Below are 23,272 nucleotides of genomic sequence, written 5' to 3' on the forward strand. Positions count from 1 at the left end.
CTCCGGCCCCCCCCCCCCGCCGCCCCCCCCGCCGCCCCCCCCCCCCCCGCGCCCCGCCCCCCCCCCCCCCCCCGCCCCCCGCCCCCCCCCCCCCCCCCCCCCCCCCCCCCCCCCCCCGGCGGGAGCGATCCCGCTTGTTGCTGTTTGACGCCTCACGGCTTTAGTTCTCCCCGCCGGGATTATGTTCCCGGTCGATGCGAGGACCTTAGCGCGTGCCTTTCCGAAACCGCTTAAAAAGGCTGGTTAATCCAACCTCACCGCCGCGCATGATTGACAAGACCTTGGCGCGCATGATTGACGAGACGTTGCGCACAAGCTGCGAATCTGAGCTTTTGGTGGGCTGAAAATGCTTGAAGTCCGCGCGATCAGGGCACATCTGTGGGTTCCGGTCCCGCAGCCCGACCCAACAGGATTTCGTTTGTGAACCCTTCACCAAGCTCGACGCTTTCGCCCAAGGATTCGTCCACAGCCAGCCGCGACCTGTTCGACCAGTCTGCGCTCTCCGATCTCGCGCAGCGGCTGGTAGAGGCTGCCAGGCGCGCCGGCGCGGATGCGGCCGATGCGGTCGCCGTCCGTGGCGTCTCGCAAGGCGTCGAGGTGCGCGACGGCCGGGTCGAGGAATCCGAACGTTCCGAGGGCGACGATGTCGGCTTGCGCGTGCTGGTCGGCCGACGCCAGGCGGTGGTCTCGACCAACGACGCCAGCGGCGATGCCGTGACCAAGCTTGCCGAGCGAGCGGTTGCGATGGCGCGCGTCGCGCCCGACGACAAATATGTCGGCCTTGCCGATCCCGCACTGCTCGCGCGCGACTTCCCCGATCTCGATCTGCTCGACCCTGACGTGCCCGCGACCTCGGAGCTCGAGCGCCGCGCGCTCGAAGCCGAGGCTGCGGCGCTCGCTGTGAAGGGCGTGACCAAATCCGGCGGCGCCTCGGCCTCCGCCGGCATGGGCGGCATGGTGCTCGTCACCAGCACCGGCTTCCACGGCTCTTATCTGCGGTCCAGCCAGGGCATCTCCGCCACCGCCATTGTCGGTGACGGCACCGGCATGGAGCGCGACTACGACTTCACCTCGGCGCCGCATGGTGTAGACCTCTTGTCACCGGAGATCGTCGGCCGTTCCGCGGGCGAGCGCACCGTGGCGCGCTTCAATCCGCGCAAGGTCGAGACCTGCAAGGTGCCTGTGGTGTTCGATCCGCGCGTCGCGGGCTCGCTGGTCGGTCACGTCGTCGGCGCCATCAATGGTGCTTCGATCGCGCGCAAGACCAGTTTCCTGAAGGACAAGCTCGGCCAGCAGCTGTTCGCCAAGAACATCCGCATCATCGACGATCCCCTGCGCAAACGCGGCCTGCGCTCGCAGACGTTCGACGCCGAAGGCGTTGCCGTGAAGAAGATCGCGCTGATCGAAGAAGGCGTGCTGACGACCTGGCTGCTCGATTGCGCCACCGCGCGTGAGCTCGGTCTCACCACCACCGGCCATGCCCATCGCGGCGTCTCCTCCTCGCCGTCGCCCGGGCCGTATAATCTGCATCTCGAACCCGGCACTCCCACGCCGGCCGAGCTGATCTCCGACATCAAGCAGGGGTTCTACGTCACCGATTTGATTGGCTCGGGGGTCAACGGCGTGACCGGCGATTACAGCCGCGGCGCCTCCGGCTTCTGGATCGAGAACGGCGAACTCACTTATCCCGTGAGCGAGGTGACGATCGCCGGCCATCTGTTCGAGATCTTCAAGTCGATGCAGCCGGCGAACGATCTCGAGTTCCGCTACGGCGTCAATGCGCCGACGGTGCGCATCGAGGGTTTGACGCTTGGCGGACGTTGACGCGAACGCAACCGGTGAAGCCATCCTGACGCGCGACGCGGCGCTGCTGCAAGAGACGGTGCGGGAGGCGGGCGCACTCGCGCAGTCGATGTTCCGCACCGAGCTGAAGAAGTGGACCAAGGGCGCGTCCTCGCCGGTCTCGGAAGCCGACATTGCCGTCAACGATCTCCTGGAAGCGCGCCTGCGCGCGGCGACGCCCGACTATGGCTGGCTGTCGGAGGAGAGCGCCGACGACGAGGTGCGGCTGTCGCGGCGGATGACCTGGATCGTCGATCCCATCGACGGCACCCGCAACTATCTCAATGGCCATGACGAATGGTGCGTCAGCGTGGCGCTGGTCGAGGATGCCTCGCCAGTGCTGGCCGCGGTGTTCGCGCCGACGAGCGAAGAGTTCTTTTTCGCCGCCCGCGGCCACGGCACGACCCTCAACGAGGTGCCGGTGCGGGCGACGTCGGGATCCGAGCTTGGCTTCTCGCGGGTCGCGGGTCCGAAGCCCCTGGTCGAGCGCCTGAAGCCGTCACTGGGCGAGATCAAGCTGCATCCGCGAATCGGTTCGCTCGCGCTGCGTCTGTGCCGGGTCGCTCATGGCGCGCTGGATGCGGCTTTTGCGGGCGGCAACAGTCATGATTGGGACCTTGCGGCGGCGGATTTGATCGTGCAGGAAGCCGATGGTAGGATGAGCGATCTCTCCGGAGATCCCATCCTCTATAACCGCCGGCAAGTCACGCATGGGGTGCTGGTGGCAGCGGGTCGCGATCGTCATGCGAACATTGTCTCGCATTTTCGAAACCGCCCCTTGCCGTGAAGCGCTTTCTCGTGCTTGTCGAACACTGCTTTGCCGGGCAGCCCGTTAGGAACAGAACCGATGCCAGATAGTGCCCCGCAACAACTGCTCCACCTCGTCGTCGGCGGCGAGCTCGTCGATCTCGAGCACAACACCTTCAAGAACCTCGACGACGTCGAGATCGTCGGCCTCTATCCGAACTATGCGACCGCGCACGCCGCCTGGCGTGCCAAGGCGCAGAGCACGGTCGACAACGCGCAGATGCGCTATTTCATCGTCCATCTCCACCGGCTGCTCGACCCGAATCAAGAACCGGCGCGTTGAAAAAGCTGCTTCGCAATACGCTGAGGAGCAGTTTCGTCCAGCGTGCCGTCGGAATCCTGGCGGCGGAATATCTGCGTCTGGTGTGGCGGACGAACAAATTCACGTTCGATCCGCCCGACGTCTATGACCGCGTCGAACCGCAGATCCCGGCGATCTTCGCGTTTTGGCACGGCCAGCATTTCCTCACCCCCTTCATCAAGAACAAGGACTGGTACAAGGCCAGGGTCCTGATCTCCCGTCACCGCGACGGCGAGTTCAACGCGATTGCCGCCGAGCGGCTCGGCATCGGCACCATCCGCGGGTCCGGCGACCATGGCGGCGCGTTTCACCGCAAAGGCGGGGTCGGTGCCTTCAAGGAAATGGTGCGGACGCTCCAGGACGGTTGTAATGTCGCGCTGACCGCCGACGTCCCCAAGCGCTCGCGCGTGGCCGGGCTCGGCATCATCATGCTGGCACGGGAATCGGGGCGGCCGATCATGCCTTTTGCGATGGCGACCAGCCGCTTCGTCCGGCTCAAGAACTGGGACCGCACCACCATCAACCTGCCGTTCGGGCGGGGCGCATTGGTCGGCATCAAGGAAATCCACGTTCCACCGGATGCGGACGCCGCCACCATGGAAGCGCTGCGGCTCGAGCTGGAGGAGACCTTGAACGAGGCGACCCGCCGCGCCTATGCGCAACTCGGCCGGCCGGGACCTGCAGATGCCTAAATCGCTGCCCGGCTCGCTGCCTTTGACGCTGCGGATGTACCGGCGCCTGGCGCGCGGCCTGGTGCCGCTCGCGCCTGTGCTGATCAAGCGGCGCCTGAAGCAGGGCAAGGAAGATCCCGCGCGCGTCGGCGAACGGCGCGGCCTGTCCCGGGACGTGCGGCCGCACGGCCCGCTGGTCTGGATTCATGGCGCCAGCGTCGGCGAGGTCCTCGCCGCGGCGGCATTGATCGAGCGCTTGCGCGATCTGAACCTGCGCATTTTGCTCACCTCGGGCACCGTCACGTCGGCTGCCATTGTCGCAAAGCGCTTTCCGCCCGACGTCATCCATCAATACGTGCCGTATGATTCCCCGCGTTATGTCGCGCGCTTCCTCGACCATTGGAAGCCGTCGCTGGCGCTGTTCATCGAATCCGATCTGTGGCCGAACCTGATCCTGGCAGGCGCCGCGCGCCGCGTGCCGATGGTGCTGATCAACGGGCGAATGTCGCCGCGCTCGTTCCCGCGCTGGCGCCGCATGCAGGGCACCATCTCGGCGCTGCTGTCGCGTTTCGACATTTGTCTGGCGCAGTCGAAGACCGATGCCGAGCGCTTCTCGGCGCTCGGCGGCCGGGACGTCGTCACCACGGGCAATCTCAAGCTCGACGTGCCGGCGCCGCCGGCCGATCCTGCCAAGCTCGAACGGCTGATGGCGATGACGCGCGGGCGTCCGATCATCGTCGCGGCCTCGACCCATCCGGGCGAGGAGGAGATGCTGGTGGCGGCGCATCGCAGCCTCAGCGGATTCTTCCCGCAGCTCCTGACCGTGATCGTGCCGCGCCATCCGGATCGCGGCTCCTCGATCACGGGCCTGATCACGGCGTCCGGCCTGAAGCCGGCCCTGCGCTCGCGCGACGAGCTGCCGACGGCGACCACCGACGTTTATGTCGCCGACACCATGGGCGAGCTCGGCCTGTTCTATCGCCTCTCGGACATCGTGTTCATGGGCGGATCGCTGATCCACCATGGCGGCCAGAATCCGATCGAAGCGATCAAGCTCGGCGCGGCCATCGTCCATGGTCCGCACGTCTTCAATTTCGCCGACGTCTACGAGGCGCTCGATCACAGCGGCGGTGCGCGCCAGGCCGACACGCAGGAGCTGCTGATCAAGCAGCTCGGCCAGCTGCTCGCCGATCCTGCCGTGCGTCACAAGATCCAGCAATCGGGCGCCGGCGTGGTCGAGGATCTCGGCGGCGCGCTCAACCGCACCATGACCGCGCTCGAGCCTTATCTTCTGCAGTTGCGGATCGAGATGGGGGCCGCCAATGCGTGAGCCGGCCTTCTGGTACCGGCCACGTTCGCTCGAATCGTACGCATTGGGGCCGCTGGGTGCGCTCTACGGCGCGATCACCGAACGGCGGATGCTGCGCGCGGGCGTCGACGCCGGCATCCCCGTGATCTGCGTCGGCAACTACCATGTCGGCGGCGCCGGCAAGACGCCGACCGTGCTGGCACTGACGAAGCTCCTGCGCGAGCTCGGCGAGACGCCGGTGGTGCTCAGCCGCGGCTATGGCGGTAGCCTCAGGGGCCCGGTAATGGTCGACCGCATGCGTCACACCGCGTCCGACGTCGGCGACGAGCCGCTGATGATGGCGCGCGACGTTCCCGTCACGGTCGCGCGCGACCGCCTCGACGGCGTCGTGCTGGCGAAGTCGCAAGGCGCCACCGTGATCCTGATGGACGACGGTTTCCAGAACCCGCGTCTTCTCAAGGACACCTCGCTGATCGTGATCGACAGCGAGCGCGGCCTCGGCAATGGCAAGGTGTTTCCGGCCGGTCCGCTGCGTGCGCCGCTGGAGGCGCAGCTCGCGCGCACCGACGCGCTGGTCGTGATCGGCGGCGGCCGCGCCGCCGATGGTGTCGCCGCCGAGCTAGCCAGGCGCAACAAGCCGGAACTGCGCGCGCGGCTGAAACCCGACGCCGAGGCGGTCGCAAGACTGTTGGGCAAGCCGGTGTTCGCGTTCGCCGGCATCGGCGATCCCGAACGGTTCTTCCGTACGTTGCGCGCCAGCGGCATCGAGCTCGCGCGCACGCGCGCCTTCGCCGATCACCACATGTTTTCGAACGAGGAGATCGCAGCCGTCGCTGCGGAGGCGCGGCGCGCGCAGCAAACGCTGGTGACGACGGAAAAGGATTTCGCACGTCTGCACGGCCGCGAAGGCGTGCCGGATGACATCGTGCCTTTCGCGGTGCAGCTCGAGTTCGATGACCCGGTTGCGCTTCGGCAATTGATCAGCGATCATCTCTACAAGGCGCGCGAGCGGCGGTTTTCCAGGCGATGATCTCGTAAGGTGGGCGAGATCTGATCGGGACGACATGTCGCACTGATGAATTTCCTTCCGCACGTTCGGGAGTTGATGTAGCCTCGCATGAGAGCCGTCACCGGGACGTGCCGAACTCCCGGAAATCATCGACGGCGTTTATGCCCACGGCGGGCAGTACCTTCATCATTTCAGATGCAGCGGCCGTAACGACGAGTTCGGAACGGCAGGGAAAGTCATTGCCAAAAACCCAGAGGAGAACATGCCATGCATTTTTGCCTCACCGGACAATACACACCCCGCGCTCTCAATGCCATTTTGGAGAACCCCAAGACCGATCGTCAGGAGGCGGCAAGAAAACTCATCGAAGCGGCCGGCGGAAAGCTGATTTCGATGTTCAGCGTTGCGGCCGACGGCCCAGGCGTGTTGGTGATTTTCGATGTGCCTGATCCGGGTGCGGCTCCGGCCATCTCCGGCCTGACCGTCACGGCGGGCACCCTGCAGAACGTGAAACTGACGCGGCTGTTCACGCAGGACGAGATCAAGCAGGTTCGCCAGAACGCGGCGAAGCTGCGTTCTTCGTATACTCCGCCCGGAAGCTGACATCCGGATCTAAAGCGAAGCCGCCGCAGTCGAAGGAAGCGGCGGCAACGCTCACCTCACAGCAAGAATCACGTCTGCAACCGAGGCAAGGCGAAGGCCTTCCAGCCTGCGTTGACGAACCATGCTGTCCGGTGCGTGCTGCGTCCGCGGCGTTCAGCAGTCAATCATGCTCACCACGCCCCAACGGCCATCAATCCGATAATGGTCAGGCATGAGACGCAGGCCACCATGGCGGTATAGTACTCGGGTGTATTCATTGCTGCCTCCCAAACTGTTGCCAACTGCTTGGTCACTGGTACGGGGAGAGATCGCCGGTCTCGGGCCGCTTCAATTCGGCGCGCGGCGACCGGTCTTGCGTTGTGCGTCCGTCCTCTCATCGTCACCCTGATCCGGATGATGATGCGCGTCGAGAGCTTCAAAGCGTTCAGCTGCGATCAGAAGCTGTTTCCGCATTTCAGCGAGGCGGGCGCGGCAATATTCACGATAGAGCAGGTCTAATATGGTGGGCATGATCACCCCCATCGTTGATTTTCGATTACAGATATTCCACCGCAAATTTTCGAGGTGATCGTAGCCCGACAGATGGCTCTTCGATATGAGCCCGTTCACAGACTGCGCCAATTCCAGAGCTCAGTGGCCGCTTGGCTGACTTGATTGTCTGTGCGATAAAAAGAGCAGGGCCAGTTACCTAAGATGAAGCATAGCGGCGCTTTGTTTCACCAAGACTTCGTCAAACAACCTAAGAGCGCCAATCGCAACAAAGAATCCAACCACAACGCGAAATAACTAACCATGGAGTGCAAGCACTCTTCGATGCAACGCGGATTGGCATAACGGAAATCATCTCGGCTGTGAGAGCAGCATTTCCGATGCGTCCGAACATGCCTCGTGAAAAAGCTGCACCGCTCGTGCTATGCCGGCAGGGCAGCTGCGCTTTGCCCATCGACAGCAGCCTGCCATTCAGGCGCCATTCATCGCAAGCTCCTATCGTTTTCAGACGCTCAGGAGAATGCGATGAAGTTGCCGTCCGCCGCCGTTGCCGCCAGTCTTGTGGGTCTGATCGTGGCGCCGGTGTTTGCACAGACGGCACCGCCGGCGGCGTCCACCGCCACAGTGCCGGTCCCCGCGACCAAGCGCGCGACGTGTCTTTCCGCGACGGCGAGCCTGAAGGGACAGGACAAGCGCGACCAGATGCAGCTCTGCATGGCGCAGGCGCGGCTCGATTGCCTGAAGCAGGCGATCGATCAGAAGATCGTCGGCGAGACCAGGAAGAGTTTCATCAAGACCTGCGTGGGCGCGGATGGCGCGGAGCAGCGATAGACGCGCGGCTGCGGCCTCACGCCTGCGGCTTGGGCGCGCCCGGGTAATGCCGCTCGAGCACGGCGGCGGGCGTGGCGTAGGCTTCCTGCAGGTCCACGCTCCAGTATTTCAACTCGTCGAGCGGGATGCGCGTATCGGTGATCGCGCAACGCACGAAGGTCCCCGGCGAGATCACGCGGAAATCGCCGTCGAGATATTGCACCTGCGCTTCGCCATGGCCCGAGGGGCCGAACTTGTTCAGCACGGTCGAAAGTCTCCGTGGAAGGCCGCTCCGGGATCACCTGGGAGGGCACGATGTGTTGGACGGGATGTAGCATAGATAGGGTGGCTTGTCCGCCCGGTAAACCCACCGGTTTGTGATGTTTTGGCGCCGTTTCCGCGTGATAGTGCTTGAGCGAAGGATCCAACGGCAAAGTTCGATGCGCCTTCCGTTCACCGCCCTGTTCCTGACCTTCCTGATCTCGGCCGCGCACGGCTCGCCGGCGCCGCAGCCGGTCGAGATTCCGCTGGCGTCCGGCGTGCTGCATGCGCAGCTCTACAAGCCCGAGGGCACCGGGCCGTTTCCGACCGTGATCGCGCTCCACGGCTGCGGCGGCCTCGGTGGCCATTCCGATTCCGTCCTGCCGCGCTACCGCGACTGGGCCGAGCGGCTGCTCAAATCCGGCAACGCCGTGCTGCTCCCTGACAGCTACGGCTCGCGCGAGCTCGGGCCGCAATGCCGCGTCAAGGAGATCCACGTCAAGGCGCGGCGCGAACGCGTCACCGATATCGCGGCGTCGCGCGCCTGGTTGATGAAACAGAGTTGGGTTGCGCGCGACCGTGTCAGCCTGATGGGCTGGGCCAACGGCGCCAGCGCGCTGCTCTGGGCCGTGCGTCCGCAAAACCTTGCGCGCGAGACGGGCCCGGATTTCCGCGCCGCGATCGCGTTCTATCCGGACTGCAGGATTTCCGCCGGCCTCGGGTGGAGCACACGGGTGCCGACGCTGGTGCTGATCGGTGGCAATGACGACGTCTCGTCGCCGCCGGCCTGCCGCCAGATGGTCGATGGTGCGCATGGCCGCAGCGCGCTCGCGCGCATCGTGGTCTATCCCGGCGCCTATCACGATTTCGACCGCGCCAACACCCCGCTGCATGCAGCGAGCGGCAGCACCGACGCCGCCGCGCCCGAGCACGGCCATCTCGGCACCGATGCGGCAGCGCGCGCGGAGTCGCAGAAGGAAGTCGTGGAGTGGCTGGCGCGATGATGGCAGTGCCGTAGCCCGGATGAGCGTAGCGATATCCGGGTAGGCCTGTCCCGCATGTCGCTGCGCTCATGCGGGCTACATGTGGCGAGCGGGGCCGCCCAAGGGAACAACAGCGGACAGCCCCACATCGACCACCGCCCTGCACGGATCATGGCCGACCGTGACTCTCCGGATCGCGCGCCGTGATGGTTTCATTTCGTAACGACGCCATCATTCGACCACGATGTCGATTAAACGCAATCCCATGCGCAACCGCTTCGTCCTGTTCTCCTCCGCCCTGATCGTCTTCACCGTCGCGGTCTTCCTGTTTGAAGCCCATGCCGGCGCGCCAATGCGTGCGCCGGAACATTGCGGCTTCTGGACCACGATCGACGCGGGCTTGTCCTGCCGCTGAGACGCGCAGTCTTGTAGCCCGGATGAGCGTAGCGATATCCGGGGCCGCCGGTCCCGCATGTCGCTACGCTCATGTGGGCTACGACAGCGAGTTCGTGACACGCGTCCCACACACTCGCTGTCATCGCCCGGCTTGACCGGGCGATCCAGTAGGCCGAGGCGGCTGTGATGGATCGAGACGCCGCGGCGTACTGGATTCCCCGCTCCTGTGCGCAATTGCGCACAAGGCGGGGAATGACACCGAGGGTGGAACGCCGCCCTCCGCCTAAAACAAATTCCCCTGATCCACCGGCTTGCCCACGCGCTTCGGCGCAGGCTTGGCGTCCTGCGCGGCTGGCTTCGCTTGCGCCGGCGCGCGCTTCGCTGCAGCCGCGGGCCGATCCGCATCCGCGGTCGCACCGACACGGCCATCCGCAAACTCGATCTCGACCCGTGCGCCGGGACCGATCTCATTCGCCGAATGCAGCGGATGGCCGGCCTCGTCCCGCACCAGGGCAAAGCCGCGCGCGAGCACGCCGCGATAGGACAAGGCGGAGAGCAGCTTGCCGCTGTTCTCGACGCGGGCATCGAGCCGCTGGAGCAGCGTCACCAGCGCACGGCCTGCGCGCTCGGCCAGGCGATGCGTGCGCTCGCGCTGGCGGTGAATCGCGTTGCGCTGCGCCTGCGCATTGGAGAGTTTCGAGGCGCGCAAGCGCACCTCGAGCCCGGCAAAGTGGTCGCGCCGCCGCCGCAGCAGCGAGCGTGCGGATAGGCCGAGCCGCTCGCCGCACACGGTGAGGCGATGATCAGCCTGCGCGATCTGGCCGTGCAGCACCCGCAATGTCAGCTTGGCGCCTGCGGCGGTGAACCTGCGGAAATGTGCATGCGTGTTGGCCTTGAGGCAGCGGGGCAGGGACGCGCCCGCCGAATCCAGCCGCTGCCGCGGGATCGCCAGCAGATCGCCAGCGGCCGGCAGCGCGCGCGCGGCGGCACGCAGCTCGCTGCGGCGGCTCTCATGGCCGCGTTGCCAGCAGGACCGGGTGCGTCGCCCGAGATCGCCGACCTCGACGAAGAGATCGCTGCGCACCGGCACCGCCATCTCGGCCGCCGCCGTCGGCGTCGGTGCGCGCTTGTCGGCGACGAAATCGATCAGCGTGATGTCGGTCTCATGCCCCACCGCCGAGATCAGCGGGATCATGCTCTCGGCCGCGGCGCGGACCACGATCTCCTCGTTGAACGACCACAGGTCCTCCAGCGAGCCGCCGCCGCGCGCGACGATCAGCACGTCGGGGCGCGGAATCTTGCCGCCCTCCGGCAGCGCATTGAAGCCGCGGATCGCGGCCGCGACCTGCTCGGCCGAGCCTTCGCCCTGCACCTTGACCGGCCATACCAGCACGTGGCGAGGAAAGCGGTCCTCCAGGCGATGCAGGATGTCGCGGATCACGGCGCCGGTCGGCGAGGTCACCACGCCGATCACCTCCGGCAGCCACGGCAAAAGCTGCTTGCGCGCCTCGTCGAACAGGCCTTCGGCGGCGAGCTTCCTCTTGCGCTCCTCCATCAGCGCCATCAGCGCGCCGATGCCGGCCGGCTCCAGCGCCTCGATCACGATCTGGTATTTCGAGGACCCCGGATAGGTCGTGAGCTTGCCGGTGGCGATGACCTCGAGCCCCTCCTGGGGCTTGAAGCGCATGCGGCCGTGCACGCCCTTCCAGATCACCGCCTCGATCTTGGCGCTCTCGTCCTTGAGCGCGAAATAGCAATGGCCCGACGAATGCGCGCCGCGGAAGCCGGAGATCTCGCCGCGGACCCGGACATGGCCATAGGTGTCCTCGACCGTCCGTTTCAGGGACTGGGAGAGCTCCGAGACGGTGAATTCGGGAGTGTTGAGCAGGGGTTCCGCTGACGGCATCGGCAAACGATTCGGCATGTGGGGATCAGACCCGACGTTAAGGATTTTTGCAGCGCCGCGCCAATCCGCGTATTGACCAAAAGAGTACTCTGCAGTATAGAGTCCTCTATAGTTGATCGGTTTAAGGGGAGTGGATCATGGCAATTCGAGTGCTGCGCGGCGTTTTGAACGGACTGAAATGGGCTCTGTGTGCGGTCGGCGGTGTGGCGCTGATCCTGGCCGTGATGATCGCAACGCCGCTGGAGCGGCCGCCGGAGATGCGATCGGTCTCCGACTCCGCCAAGGGCATCGATTGGTCCACACTGCCTCCGCTCGAGCGTTTCCAGGCCCGCGACGGCACCTGGATCGGCTTCCGCCACTACGCTGCCAATGGTCTTGCAACGGGCCGCGGCGCGATCTTTATCCACGGCTCGTCCGGCTCCAGCGGCACCGTCAATCATGCCCTGACCCATGCCATCGCCGCGCGCGGGGTGGAGACCTGGGCGCTCGACATCCGCGGCCATGGCGGCTCCGGCACGCGCGGCGACATCGGCTATGTCGGCCAGCTCGAGGACGACCTCGTCGACTTCGTCGCTCAAATCCGCAAGACCGCGCCGGAGCTGCCGCTCACCTTGATCGGCCATTCCGCCGGCGCCGGCTTCTCGCTGCGCGTCGCCGCGACGCCGATCATGCAGGACATGTTCGTGCGCACCGTGCTGCTCGCACCCTATCTCGGCTATGACGCGCCGACCAACAAGCCGCATGCCGGCGGCTGGGCCAATGTCGACCTGCCGCGCTTCTTCGCGCTGGCCACGCTGCGCAAGATCGGCATCGACTGCTGTTCGCAGCTTCCGGTGCTCGCTCTCGCCGTGCCGGCGAGTTCGGCAAAATATCTCGTCTCGACCTATTCGGACCGCCTGACGCGCAATTTCGCAACGCGCGGCTATCGCACCGATTTTCCGGCGACGACCCGCCCGATCACGATCTTCGGCGGCGCCGAGGACGAGATGATGATCTCGGACAAGTACGCGGAGACCGTGCAGGCGGTGAAGCCGTCGGTCGACGTCAAGATCATCGACGGCATCAACCATATGGGCATCGTCACCAACCCGAAGGCGATCTCGGTCATCGCCGACGATGTGGCGACGCGCGGGACAGGGCAGTCATGATCGACAGCAAGGAAGCCTCGGCGGCGCTGGCCGATATCGACGACATCGTCCAGCGCGTGAAGCAATCGCAGCTCTACGAGCTGGCGAGCTTTGCTGCCGTCTGGTGGGGCGCATTGGTGTTCGCGGGCAATCTCGTGACCTGGCTTTGGCCGGTCTATGCGGGCTACGCCTGGGTTGCCGTGGACGTTTTGGGCGCCGGCGGTCTGGTGGCGCTGCGCATTCTCAATCCGCCACATTATTCCCATGGCGTCGCCTTCAACATCAGACTGCTTCTGGTGTTCGCGCTCTTCTTCGCCTTCGGTTATCTCTGCACCAGCGTGATCGGTCATTTCGGTCCGCGCCAGCTCGGCACGTTCTGGCCGCTCTACTTCATGCTGTTCTATTCGCTGGCGGGTCTCTGGTTCGGCTATGCCTTCATGGCGATCGGTCTCGGTATCTCCGCGCTGACGCTGATCGGCTATTTCTACATCGGCGAGGCGTTCCCGCTCTGGATGGCCTTCGTCAATGGCGGAGGCCTGATCCTCGGCGGCCTCTGGATGCGGCGGATCTGATGGCCGAGCTCGACGACATCATCCACCAGCCGTTGCGGCTCAAGATCATGGCGGCACTGAACGCGCTGCCGGCCACCGCAGGATTGGAATTTTCCCGGCTGAAAAAGCTCACCGGCGCCACCGACGGCAATCTCGGCGCGCATATCGAGACGCTGGCGAAAGCAGGCTACGTGTCGGTGGAGAAGGCGTTCGTCGGCAAGAAGCCGCAGACCACGGTGACTGCCACAGCCGCCGGCCGCGCCGCGTTTGCGCGGCATGTCGCGACGTTGCAGGAGATTATTGCGGGGAAGCAGGGGTAGGACGTACTCATAAATGTCGGCTTACCAACGCAAAGCGGAAGTCTCCCACCTCGGGCATGATCGATGGCTTGTGACCCGAAGCTGACCTGCGAGGCTCGCCCGTACAACGATAGTCCATATCAATTTGGGGATTGCCGGCATTGCGATGCCCGATTGCTGCGGGTCCAAAGCTATCTCGATACACGCTTCTTCAAAACCGTCCGCATCTTCAAGTGCCAGGAGCTCATTGCGACGATTGAGGCACCCACGACATCGATTAATCTATGTTAAAGCCGCGCCCCGTAACTGGGAGGTAAAACGTTCCCAACGGGGAAACGCGTGCGATGGACTACCGCGCTTATATCATGGGCGAGGACGGGCGGATCAGCGGCGTTCATGAGATGGATTGCGCCGACGACGAGGAGGCCACAGCCAAAGCGAGACAGCTGCTCGACGGCCACGATTTAGAAGTGTGGCACAGAGATCGGCGCGTCACTGTTCTCAAGCACCACACAAGACAGTAAGGCCGCTCAGTGGCGGTCGCGGCCATGCAATGTCCCCGGTCAGGCGGCCCTTAGCGGACATGCTCATCAGCTTGTCCTGACGCCGATAACCGCCATTAGCGGACCCTCGCGAACCCGTACCTACGGGGGGAACCAAGGGGCCCGTGATGCGTTAAGAGCAGTTCGGCGGGCCGGAGGGGCGTCCGCCCATGTTTATTGCACGAACGACGCTCGTATCGGGTCGTCGTTCCTCTCGCCCCCGAGAGCCGGGCACCCGCATGTCGAACGTAGAAGAATTCCCACTCTCCGCCCGGCACCGCCCCACAGAGTTCGAGGCCCTGGTTGCGGCCGGCGCTGCCGCGCTCGATGCCATTCCGGGCGCAGTCTATCTCTGTGACGCGGAGGGGCTGCTGGTCGCCTATAACGCGGAGGCTGTGGTGCTGTGGGGGCGCACACCTGATGTTGGGAGGGAGCGCTTCTGCGGTTCACACCAGCTCTACCTGCTGGATGGAACTCCCCTCGCGCATGCCGACTGCCCCATGGCCACCGCCGTTCGCGCGGGAACGCCGACGCGCAATGCCGAAGTGATAATGGCGCGGCCGGATGGCTCTCGCTTCACGGCCATGGTCAACATCCGGGCGTTGCGCGACTTTTCTGGTCGCATCCAGGGCGCCATCAATTGCTTCCAGGACATCACCGGACGCAAGCAGGTCGAGGAGGAAGTCCGCCGCACGACGCAGGATCTGCAGGACTTTTTCGACAACGGCGCGGTGGGCCTTCACATCGTCAGTGGCGAGGGAATTATCATTCGCGCCAATAAGGCCGAATTGGATCTGCTTGGGTACCGGCCCGAGGAGTATATCGGGCGTCATGTCGCCGAGTTCCACGCCGACGCTCCCGTGATTGGCGATATTCTCCAGCGTCTTTCGTGCGGTGAGCCGCTGCAGCGCTACCCTGCCCGGCTGCGCGCCCGCGACGGCACGATCAAGCATGTCCTGATTACCTCGAACAGCCGCATTGTGGACGGCAAGTTTGTCAACACGCGCTGCTTCACGACCGACGTCACCGAACTGCATGCTGCCGAAGAGGCACGGCAAGCAAGTGAGGCGCGGCTTGCGGCGACTTATGAGGCCGCCAGCGTCGGCATTTCGGAGACCGACGAGAACGGTCGCTTCTTGCGGGTGAATGATTCCCTCTGCCGCATCACCGCGCGCAAACGCGACGAACTGTTGGGGATGACCTTCCTCGACTACACCGATTCCAACGATCAGACCGAAGATGCCGAATTGTACGCGCGGCAAGTCCGCGGCGACATCGAGAACTACACGGTTCGCAAGCGTGTACTACGGCCTGACGGGTCCGTTCGCCATCTGGATATCTTCAGTTCGTCGGTGCGGGATTCGGAAGGCTGCTTCCTTTATGGCGTGCGGGTCGCTCAGGATGTCACCACCACCAAGCAACTGGAGGATCGCTTGCGTGAAGGCGAGCAGCGCATGCGCGATCTCCTCGAGGCGTTGCCAGCAGCCATCTACACGACGGACGCCAAGGGGCGCATTAATTTCTTCAATCGGGCTGCCGTCGAGATGGCGGGCAGAACGCCGCAGCCAGGCGACGAATGGTGTGTGACCTGGAAGCTCTATTGGCCCGACGGCTCGCCGCTGCCGCACAATGAATGCCCGATGGCTGTTGCGCTGCGCGAAAACCGGCCGGTTCGCGGTGCCGAAGCGGTGGCCGAACGTCCAGACGGCAGACGCGTGCCGTTTATTCCTTTTCCAACGCCGCTGCGCGACGCGGACGGCAATCTTGTCGGCGCCATCAACATGCTCGTCGACATTAGCGAGCGGAAGAACGCCGAGAACGCTCAAAAGGCTCTCATCGACGAACTAAACCACCGTGTGAAAAACACCCTGGCCACGGTGCAATCTCTGGCGAACCAGACCGCCCGTCACGCCGCCGATCTGCAGGAATTTCTGCCGACCTTCACGGGACGGCTGCTTGCGCTCGCCCGCGGACATGACCTGCTGACGAAGCGAAACTGGCAGGATACGCCTTTCGAAAAGCTCGTCCACGATATCGTCGCTCCGATGTCGGGCGGACGGGTGCTGACTAGCGGGCCGCACGTTGAACTAGACGCCCGCATGGCACTTAGCATCACCATGGTGCTCAACGAGCTTCTGACCAATGCGGCGAAGTACGGCGCACTCTCAGTGCCGAATGGATCAGTTTCGCTCACTTGGCGGATCAGCGCCGGCGAGCGCTCGCAAGCCGTGCTGGATTGCGAATGGCACGAACGTGGCGGACCACCTGTTACGCCTCCAAAGCGGCGCGGCTTCGGCACGCGGTTGATGGAACGTTGCGTCGAGCATGATCTCGCAGGTGAGTTCGATCTGGTATTCGAGCCGGAGGGCACTCGCTGCCGCATGGTGTTTCCCATTATGCCTGCAGCGTCCAATGGTTGAGCTGTCCGGCGCCAAGGTTCTCCTGGTCGAAGATGAGGGCCTTGTGGCCCTCATGCTCGAAGATATGCTTGAGGAACTGGGCTTGAAGGTCGTTGCCTCAGCAGCCCACGTACAAAAGGCGTGCGAACTCGCGACGACGGCATCGTTCGATTTGGCGCTCCTTGATGTGAACCTGGCTGGCGAACTTGTTTTTCCGGTAGCTCGCATCTTGCGGGAGCGAAGGATTCCCTTCCTGTTCAGCACGGGTTACGGCGGACCTCCGCTCGAGGAGGAGTTCAACAGTTCGCCCGCGATAGGCAAGCCGTTTTCTATCGATCAGTTGAACGAGAAATTGCGGGCGATTCTGGCGCTCCCATAGCAGGACGGCTTCGCGCGTTTCCTTGCGTCGGATGCCGATCCGGGCGCCGTGTGCAGGTGCCGAAAGCGAGTACGATTCTCCGGGGTCCGAGGCATCAAGGGGCCAACGCTGCTTTACTGGTACAAAGCTCGTAGGATGGGTTGAGCCCTTGCGAAACCCATCGCTTCTCTATCCCCGTTCTCCGAAATCGCGGCCGTCATCCGACTGATCGCCGGCCCAATCGGCCGGGTAATTGCCGAACTTTATGTGGCGATGAAACGAGGAGGGCGCCCAGTCACGGACTCTGTCGACGAGCCCGTGCTTGACCGGATTGATATGAACATAGTCTACATGCCGCGCGAAATCAGCTTCGTCGCGAATGGTATGCTCCCAATATCTGCTTGCCAGATGCCCCGTTCACCTTTGGCCGCGCGGCTTGGGGATATCCTCTCGTTGCGCGCCAAGCCGCGCGAAAAGGTGGATTTGATCAACTGCCAGCGCATTGCAAAATCGGCACCACCTTCTGGCAACGTCCACACCGTGTGAAGGTGATCAGGCAGCACCACGATGGCATCGATCGTGAATGGATGGCGTCGGTGCGTTTCACGAAACGCCGTGCGCAACAACCCGATATGATCCGTCAGCAACGCTAGCTTCCGCTCCGCCAGGTTGACCGTGAAGAAGAAGCACCCACCCGGAAGAAAGTTGCGGCGGTACGCGGTCATGACGGGACGTTACCACGAAACAAGTGCGATGGGTTTCGCAAGGGCTCAACCCATCCTACGGGCTGCTTACGGTACAAGGTGAGCGTAAAATGGGTCCGTTAGAGCGACTGCGTGGATGGTTTTCAACTGGGTTACTGCCACCGGCGCAATGCCCGCGTTCCGAAGGAGCGAGAGGAGCATCAAAAACTTTGCGTGCGAAATGCGATTTGGAAGTGAAGTGTTGTGAGCAACGATGAACTTTCTGATGGCTGTGAAGCCAGCAACGGTATTAGCAAGCTCGCGGTGAAGCTGCGTTACACTTGAGGTAGCAAAGCCCCCTGCCTTGCGAAGTATTGCCTCAAACTTTGATTGAAGCGGAGAGCCAACAAATCTGGAAAACATTCCTGCGACTAATCGAGTGAGATGCTCGTTGCTTCCCCACATGGAGGCCTTCGTGTCAATTATTGCCATGAGTTCATCGTTCGATGAGTACTTCGAAGCAAGCCAGATTTGGGCATACAAGCTCCATATAGACGAAGAACCGAGACCACTTAGCGTTTGTTTGATGTGTCCACGTACCCAACTATTGTCCGGCAAACGTGCCGCCACAATGGCACTGGCGATTTCGACAAGGGACGCGTCATCTACGAGATGGCCATCTTGAAGGATTTGGGTAAGCAAGTTGAGCTTGAGAGCAGGAGAGCCGGTCAATCCCATCGCTGGTCGTCTGCGTATGGTCCCGATGAATTCGGGCTCGCGCCTCAGCGGCGAGCGCTGGAATGACGGGGAGTTCGGGCGCCGCCCCCTTGAGCCCGGCCCCGATTCGTGCGACCTCCGCCCCCAGCAAATCCCTCATTTCTGAGCCCTCGATGCACATTCTCCTGCTTGGTTCCGGCGGTCGCGAACATGCCCTGGCGTGGAAGATCGCGGCCTCTCCCCTGGTGACCAAATTCTGGTGCGCGCCGGGCAATGCCGGGATCGCGCGCGAGGCGGAATGCGTGGCGCTCGATGTCGCCGACCATGCCGCCGTGATCGACTTCTGCAAGACGAATGCGGTCGAGCTCGTGGTGGTCGGCCCGGAGACGCCGCTGGCGGCCGGTATCGTCGATGACCTCACCGCCGCCGGCATCAAGGCGTTCGGGCCGGACAGGATCCCCGCCCAGCTCGAAAGCTCGAAGGGCTTCACCAAGGCGCTGTGCACCGAGTTCGGCATTCCGACCGGCGCCTACAAGCGATTCACCAACGCCGCCGATGCGCGTGCCTACGTCCAGGGCCAGGGCGCGCCGATCGTGGTCAAGGCCGACGGTCTTGCCGCCGGCAAGGGCGTCGTCGTCGCCAAGTCGGTGCGCGAGGCGGAGGACGCCATCGCCATGATGTTCGACGGCACCTTTGGCGAGGCCGGCGCCGAGGTCGTGATCGAGGAGTTCTTGCCGGGCCGCGAGATCAGCTTCTTCGCGCTGTGCGACGGCGAGACCGCCATTCCGCTGGCCTCCGCGCAGGACCACAAGCGCGTGTTCGACCATGACGTCGGCCCGAACACCGGCGGCATGGGCGCCTATTCGCCGACGCCGCTGGTCACGCCGGCGATCCATGACGCGATCATGGCCAAGATCATTCTGCCGACGGTATCAGGCATGAAGCAGCGCGGCACGCCGTTTCGCGGCATTCTCTACGCCGGGATCATGCTGACGACGCAAGGGCCAAAACTGTTCGAGTTCAACGTCCGCTTCGGCGATCCCGAGTGCCAGGTGCTGATGCTCAGGATGATGTCGGACATCGTGCCGGCCTTCCTCGCCGCCTGCGACGGGCAGCTGAAGAACTTTGACCTGCGCTGGCATCCGGAGGCCGCGCTCACGGTGGTGATGGCGGCAAAGGGATATCCCGGCGATTACCAGAAAGGCACGCGGATCGAGGGGCTCGATGACGCCGCCAAGGTCGAGACCGCCGAGATCTTCCACGCCGGCACGGTCGAGAAGGACGGCGCCATCCTCGCCAATGGCGGCCGCGTCCTCAATGTCTGCGCGCTCGGCAAGACCGTGACGGAAGCGCAGGTGCGCGCCTACCAGGCCGTCGACCGCATCAATTGGCCGGAAGGCTTCTGCCGCCGCGACATCGGCTGGCAGGCCGTGGACGCCGAGAAGTCCAAGGGCTGACACGCTTTTTTCGCACGCGCGCGCAATTTCCGCCGTGCCCGTCGGCACTCCGAATTTGTGTAGGCGGCTGTTGGACTTAGCTACTGTGCATGGGGTTGTTTTTCGACTTTTTTGTTTTGGGGCATTCTCAAGACCGAGCAGATCCCACGCTGACAGATAAGGATGCAGAAGATGTCCGATCTCGCCGACCTCTATCCCGGCTTCGCCTCCGAATGGATCAACACCTCCTTCGGCCGCATCTTCGCCCGCGTCGGCGGCAAGGGACCGCCGCTGTTGCTGCTGCACGGCTTCTCCGAGACCAACGTGATGTGGCACCGCGTGGCGCCGCAGCTGGCCGACCGGTTCACGCTGATCATCGCCGATCTGCCCGGCTATGGCTGGTCCGACATGCCCGAGAGCGACGCGCTGCACATGCCCTACAGCAAGCGCGCGATGGCCAAGGCCATGGTCGCGGCGATGGAGCGCCTCGGCCACGTGCACTTCGCGCTCGCCGGCCATGATCGCGGCGGCCGCGTCTCGTATCGGCTGGCGCTCGATCATCCCGGCCGGCTGTCGAAGCTTGCGGTGCTCGATATCCTGCCGACCTACAATTACTGGGAGCGGATGAACCGCGCCTATGCGCTGAAGATCTATCACTGGACTTTTCTGGCGCAGCCCTATCCGCTGCCGGAGACGCTGGTCGCGAGCAATGGCGAGTTCTTCCTGCGCTTCAAGATGGCGAGCCAGACCAAATCGAAGACGCTCGATGCGATCGACAAGCGTGCGCTCGAACACTACATCGCCCCGTTCCGCGATCCCGCCCGCGTCCACGCGATGTGCGAGGATTATCGCGCCGGCGCCTATTTCGACTACGATCTCGACAAGGCCGATTTCGAGGCCGGCAAGAAGATCACCATTCCGATGCTGGCGCTGTGGGGCAATGCCGGCGTGGCGCAAGCCGCCGCCACCCCGCTCGACATCTGGAAGCAATGGGCGACGAACGTGGACGGCATGCCGGTGGATTCCGGCCACTTCCTCACCGAGGAAAATCCCGGCGTCACCGCGAAGGCGCTGCGCGAGTTCTTTGCCGCGCCTTAGCGCCGCTCGCGAAAGAAGTCCTTCAGCATCCGCGCCGACTCGCTTTCGCCGACCCCGGAATAGACATCCGGGACGTGATGGCAGGTCGGCGAGGTGAAGAACCGCACACCTGATTCAACCGCGCCGCCCTTGGGGTCGGCGGCGCCGTAATACAGGCGCCTCACCCTTGCAAACGAGATCGCGCCCGCACACATGGTGCACGGCTCCAGCGTCACGTAGAGGTCGCAGTCGACCAGACGCTCGCTGCCGATCTTTTTGGCCGCCTCGCGCAGCGCAACGATCTCGGCATGGGCCGTGGGGTCGTAGTCGGTCAGCGTCCGGTTCGCCGCGGTGGCGATGACCTCGTAATTGCGGACCACGACGCATCCGATCGGAACTTCGCCCGCCTTTCCGGCGTTTTCGGCCGTTTTGAGCGCCAAATCCATGAAAGAGGGGGCTTTCAAGCCTCGTATCATCGCGAGAAACCTGCTAGTAGCTGCGCCTTCAGCAGAAGTGCTTGACCGAATTTGCCTGAGCATGCGGCTCGAGACGAGCGCGCACAATGCTTTCTGGCCATCCCCTGAGTGAGATTATTCATGCCTCGCGACAGCGACAAAGACAACGATTCCCGCGGCCGGCGTGATCGCGGCCCGGCCAAGGGCGGCCCCGCCAAGGGCCGCTCCGGCAAGCCACGCGGACCCGACAAGAAGTTCGCCAAGCGCGGCCCTCCCGGGGACAAAGGCGACGCCCGCCCGCCCCGCGGCGACCGCGACAGCCGTCCATCATTCCGCCGCCGCGAGGAGGGCGATGCCCCGCGCCGCGACTTCAGCGACCGCCCGAAATTCAATCGCCAAGACCGGCCACGTGAAGACCGGCCGCGCGGCGAGGATCGTGGCGAGCGCAGCTTCAAGCCGCGCGGCGATCGTCCCTTCAAGCCGCGTGAAGACCGTCCGTTTTCCGATCGTCCGTCGCGCGACGGCGAGAAGCGCCCGTTCAAGCCCCGTGGTGACCGCCCATTTTCTGATCGCCCCTCGCGCGATGGCGACAAGCGGCCGTTCAAGCCGCGCGGTGATCGCCCGTCCTATGGGCGTGATGACCGTCCGCCGCGCAGGGATCGCGACGATTCCCGTCCGGCCGGCCGAACCGGTGACGCGAAGTTTGGCGACAAGCGACCTTATGCGCCGCGTGGCGACCGTCCGGAACGCAAGTTCGACGGCGAGCGGAAGTTTTCGCGCGGCGCACCGGACCGCAATCGCAGCGAGCGCAGCGATTCGAAACCCTGGCAGAAGCGCGATGCGGCGCCTCGCGGCGACCGGCCGCCGCGCAAGGACTTCAGCAAGGGTCCGCGCAAGGATTTTGGCGGCAGCGACCGCGGTGGGGACAAGCCCTGGCAGAAGCGCGACGATCGGCATGGCGGTGGCGAAGACCGTCCGCGCTTTTCCCGTTCGCGCGACGATCGTCCTCGCGATGATCGTCCGAGGTTCGATCGCGGCGGCGATCGCCCGAAATTCGATCGTCCGCGCGAGCGTTCCGAGGGCCGTTCCGACTGGCACGAGCATCCCCGCAGCGAAGCGCGTTCCGGCGATCGTCCACGCCGCGAAAACGAGGACGAGAGCAGGATCTTCGAGAAGCGTCCGGCCTTCGGCGGTCGCGGCGCCTATCGCGAGCGCGATCGTGATTCCGAGCGGCGGCCGCGCCGCGAGGAAGAGACCAAGCCGAAGAAGGCCGGCGAGCGTATCGCCAAGGTGCTGTCGCGCGCGGGCCTCGCCTCGCGCCGCGATGCCGAGGAGATGGTCACGCAGGGCCGCGTCAGCGTCAACGGCCGTGTCATCAATTCGCCGGCGCTCGACATCACCTCGAACGATGTCGTCACTGTCGACGGCAAGCCGTTGCCGGAGCGCGAGCGCACGCGGCTGTTCCTCTATCACAAGCCCCGCGGCCTCATGACGACGCATGACGATCCCGAGGGCCGTCCGACCGTGTTCGACAATCTGCCCGAAGGTCTGCCGCGGCTGATCAGCGTCGGCCGGCTCGACTTCAACACCGAGGGCCTGCTGCTGCTCACCAATGATGGCGGGCTCGCGCGCACGCTCGAGCTGCCGGACACCGGCTGGCTGCGCCGCTACCGTGTCCGCGCCCATGGCGACGTCACGCAGGCGCAGCTCGACGAGCTGAAGAACGGCATCGAGATCGAGGGCATCAAATACGGTCCGATCGACGCCACGCTGGAGCGTGACCAGGGCGCGAATGTCTGGCTGGTTTTCGCGATCCGCGAGGGCAAGAACCGCGAAGTGCGCAACGTCTGCGCTCATCTCGGGCTCGAGGTGAACCGGCTGATCCGGGTCTCCTACGGCCCGTTCCAGCTCGGCGAGGTCCCCGAGGGCCAGGTCGACGAGATCAAGTCCCGCGTGCTGCGCGACCAGCTCGGCGAAAAGATCATCGAGAAATCGGGTGCGCAGTTCGACGTGCCGCAGAAATCTGCCTCGCATGAGGGCGACGACGTGCCGCGCGAGAAGAAGCCGGCGACCAAGCGCGGCGTGATCAACGACCGCAAGGGCCGCCGCGTGCTGGTGCAACGCACCGGCAGCGAGGAAGCGCGCGAGCGCAACGAGGCTGAGGCGAGCGGCTACGGCCCGCCGCGCCGTCCCAAGCGCGGCTATCACGGCAAGCGCGATCTGGCGCCGAAGGAGGACTGA

General features: G+C 64.4%; 24 protein-coding genes and 1 pseudogene. 19 read left to right on the top strand and 6 right to left on the bottom strand.

Going from position 1 to position 23,272, the window contains the following annotated elements; translation table 11 throughout:
• Positions 1–420: 420 nt before the first annotated feature.
• The 7 genes from AC0L23_RS13120 (at position 421) to AC0L23_RS13150 (ending at position 6,542) form a co-directional block, all read left to right on the top strand.
• Positions 421–1,824, top strand: a complete 1,404-nt coding sequence (locus tag AC0L23_RS13120; RefSeq protein WP_085385431.1) for a TldD/PmbA family protein — start codon at positions 421–423, stop codon at positions 1,822–1,824.
• The gene (locus AC0L23_RS13125) at positions 1,811–2,629 is read left to right on the top strand and encodes an inositol monophosphatase family protein (protein WP_085361276.1); all 819 of its coding nucleotides are present in this window, start codon (positions 1,811–1,813) and stop codon (positions 2,627–2,629) included. Before AC0L23_RS13120 ends, AC0L23_RS13125 begins: the two co-directional genes overlap by 14 nt.
• Positions 2,630–2,689: 60 nt before the next feature.
• On the top strand, positions 2,690–2,932 hold the full coding sequence (locus tag AC0L23_RS13130; protein WP_007596929.1) for a DUF4170 domain-containing protein: 243 nt from the start codon (positions 2,690–2,692) through the stop codon (positions 2,930–2,932).
• A complete protein-coding gene (locus tag AC0L23_RS13135) occupies positions 2,929–3,642 on the top strand; it encodes a lysophospholipid acyltransferase family protein (protein WP_085361277.1) in 714 nt (237 codons plus the stop codon). The genes AC0L23_RS13130 and AC0L23_RS13135 overlap by 4 nt, the downstream gene beginning before the upstream one ends.
• Positions 3,605–4,951, top strand: coding sequence for a 3-deoxy-D-manno-octulosonic acid transferase (locus tag AC0L23_RS13140; RefSeq protein ID WP_085361278.1), 1,347 nt, complete (start codon positions 3,605–3,607; stop codon positions 4,949–4,951). The genes AC0L23_RS13135 and AC0L23_RS13140 overlap by 38 nt, the downstream gene beginning before the upstream one ends.
• Entirely contained in the window at positions 4,944–5,960 is a 1,017-nt protein-coding gene (gene lpxK, locus AC0L23_RS13145; RefSeq protein WP_085361279.1) for a tetraacyldisaccharide 4'-kinase, read from the top strand. Before AC0L23_RS13140 ends, lpxK begins: the two co-directional genes overlap by 8 nt.
• Before the next feature lie 246 nt (positions 5,961–6,206).
• The gene (locus tag AC0L23_RS13150) at positions 6,207–6,542 is read left to right on the top strand and encodes a GYD domain-containing protein (RefSeq protein WP_007596925.1); all 336 of its coding nucleotides are present in this window, start codon (positions 6,207–6,209) and stop codon (positions 6,540–6,542) included.
• Positions 6,543–6,869: 327 nt separating this feature from the next.
• On the opposite strand, the gene AC0L23_RS13155 is transcribed toward AC0L23_RS13150, so the two are convergent.
• Entirely contained in the window at positions 6,870–7,064 is a 195-nt protein-coding gene (locus AC0L23_RS13155) for a hypothetical protein (RefSeq protein ID WP_083926320.1), read from the bottom strand.
• A 492-nt stretch (positions 7,065–7,556) separates the two neighbouring features.
• Between AC0L23_RS13155 and AC0L23_RS13160 the strand changes: the two genes are divergently transcribed.
• Positions 7,557–7,862 carry a hypothetical protein gene (locus AC0L23_RS13160; protein WP_085361280.1) on the top strand — a complete coding sequence of 102 codons (306 nt, stop codon included), beginning with the start codon at positions 7,557–7,559 and terminating at the stop codon, positions 7,860–7,862.
• Positions 7,863–7,878: 16 nt separating this feature from the next.
• On the opposite strand, the gene AC0L23_RS13165 is transcribed toward AC0L23_RS13160, so the two are convergent.
• Positions 7,879–8,106 carry a DUF2093 domain-containing protein gene (locus tag AC0L23_RS13165; RefSeq protein ID WP_007596922.1) on the bottom strand — a complete coding sequence of 76 codons (228 nt, stop codon included), beginning with the start codon at positions 8,104–8,106 and terminating at the stop codon, positions 7,879–7,881.
• A 175-nt stretch (positions 8,107–8,281) separates the two neighbouring features.
• Between AC0L23_RS13165 and AC0L23_RS13170 the strand changes: the two genes are divergently transcribed.
• The gene (locus AC0L23_RS13170; RefSeq protein ID WP_085385430.1) at positions 8,282–9,106 is read left to right on the top strand and encodes a dienelactone hydrolase family protein; all 825 of its coding nucleotides are present in this window, start codon (positions 8,282–8,284) and stop codon (positions 9,104–9,106) included.
• A 223-nt stretch (positions 9,107–9,329) separates the two neighbouring features.
• Positions 9,330–9,500 carry a hypothetical protein gene (locus tag AC0L23_RS13175; RefSeq protein ID WP_162496400.1) on the top strand — a complete coding sequence of 57 codons (171 nt, stop codon included), beginning with the start codon at positions 9,330–9,332 and terminating at the stop codon, positions 9,498–9,500.
• 264 nt (positions 9,501–9,764) lie between these two features.
• Here AC0L23_RS13175 and xseA read toward each other — a convergent pair whose 3' ends face one another.
• A complete protein-coding gene (xseA, locus tag AC0L23_RS13180; protein ID WP_085361282.1) occupies positions 9,765–11,405 on the bottom strand; it encodes an exodeoxyribonuclease VII large subunit in 1,641 nt (546 codons plus the stop codon).
• Between the two features lie 119 nt (positions 11,406–11,524).
• On the opposite strand from xseA, the gene AC0L23_RS13185 reads away from it, so the two are divergent.
• The 6 genes from AC0L23_RS13185 (at position 11,525) to AC0L23_RS13210 (ending at position 16,684) form a co-directional block, all read left to right on the top strand.
• Complete coding sequence (locus tag AC0L23_RS13185; protein WP_085385429.1) at positions 11,525–12,535, top strand: alpha/beta hydrolase; 1,011 nt, start codon at positions 11,525–11,527, stop codon at positions 12,533–12,535.
• A complete protein-coding gene (locus AC0L23_RS13190) occupies positions 12,532–13,086 on the top strand; it encodes a hypothetical protein (protein WP_085361283.1) in 555 nt (184 codons plus the stop codon). The genes AC0L23_RS13185 and AC0L23_RS13190 overlap by 4 nt, the downstream gene beginning before the upstream one ends.
• Positions 13,086–13,385, top strand: a complete 300-nt coding sequence (locus AC0L23_RS13195) for a transcriptional regulator (RefSeq protein ID WP_085361284.1) — start codon at positions 13,086–13,088, stop codon at positions 13,383–13,385. Before AC0L23_RS13190 ends, AC0L23_RS13195 begins: the two co-directional genes overlap by 1 nt.
• A gap of 323 nt (positions 13,386–13,708) precedes the next feature.
• Positions 13,709–13,888 carry a hypothetical protein gene (locus tag AC0L23_RS13200; protein WP_085357155.1) on the top strand — a complete coding sequence of 60 codons (180 nt, stop codon included), beginning with the start codon at positions 13,709–13,711 and terminating at the stop codon, positions 13,886–13,888.
• A gap of 257 nt (positions 13,889–14,145) precedes the next feature.
• Positions 14,146–16,326: a PAS domain-containing sensor histidine kinase gene (locus AC0L23_RS13205; protein ID WP_018453463.1), complete on the top strand. Its 2,181-nt coding sequence runs from the start codon at positions 14,146–14,148 to the stop codon at positions 16,324–16,326.
• Complete coding sequence (locus tag AC0L23_RS13210) at positions 16,319–16,684, top strand: response regulator (protein ID WP_018453464.1); 366 nt, start codon at positions 16,319–16,321, stop codon at positions 16,682–16,684. Before AC0L23_RS13205 ends, AC0L23_RS13210 begins: the two co-directional genes overlap by 8 nt.
• Positions 16,685–16,852: 168 nt before the next feature.
• On the opposite strand, the pseudogene AC0L23_RS13215 reads toward AC0L23_RS13210, so the two are convergent.
• Together AC0L23_RS13215 and AC0L23_RS13220 are read right to left on the bottom strand one after the other, a co-directional pair.
• Positions 16,853–17,388, bottom strand: a pseudogene (locus tag AC0L23_RS13215) (REP-associated tyrosine transposase).
• 66 nt (positions 17,389–17,454) lie between these two features.
• Positions 17,455–18,084, bottom strand: coding sequence for a hypothetical protein (locus tag AC0L23_RS13220; RefSeq protein ID WP_018453465.1), 630 nt, complete (start codon positions 18,082–18,084; stop codon positions 17,455–17,457).
• 152 nt (positions 18,085–18,236) lie between these two features.
• Here AC0L23_RS13220 and purD point away from each other — a divergent pair, with 152 nt between their 5' ends.
• Both purD and AC0L23_RS13230 read left to right on the top strand, forming a co-directional pair.
• A complete protein-coding gene (purD, locus tag AC0L23_RS13225) occupies positions 18,237–19,520 on the top strand; it encodes a phosphoribosylamine--glycine ligase (RefSeq protein ID WP_473357007.1) in 1,284 nt (427 codons plus the stop codon).
• 171 nt (positions 19,521–19,691) lie between these two features.
• The gene (locus tag AC0L23_RS13230; protein ID WP_085358106.1) at positions 19,692–20,597 is read left to right on the top strand and encodes an alpha/beta fold hydrolase; all 906 of its coding nucleotides are present in this window, start codon (positions 19,692–19,694) and stop codon (positions 20,595–20,597) included.
• Here the strand turns inward: AC0L23_RS13230 and AC0L23_RS13235 are convergent.
• Positions 20,594–21,052: a nucleoside deaminase gene (locus AC0L23_RS13235; RefSeq protein WP_039798664.1), complete on the bottom strand. Its 459-nt coding sequence runs from the start codon at positions 21,050–21,052 to the stop codon at positions 20,594–20,596. The genes AC0L23_RS13230 and AC0L23_RS13235 overlap by 4 nt on opposite strands.
• A gap of 120 nt (positions 21,053–21,172) precedes the next feature.
• Between AC0L23_RS13235 and AC0L23_RS13240 the strand changes: the two genes are divergently transcribed.
• Positions 21,173–23,272 carry a pseudouridine synthase gene (locus AC0L23_RS13240; RefSeq protein ID WP_085383814.1) on the top strand — a complete coding sequence of 700 codons (2,100 nt, stop codon included), beginning with the start codon at positions 21,173–21,175 and terminating at the stop codon, positions 23,270–23,272.

Source organism: Bradyrhizobium sp. MI1.4, assembly GCF_055811315.1.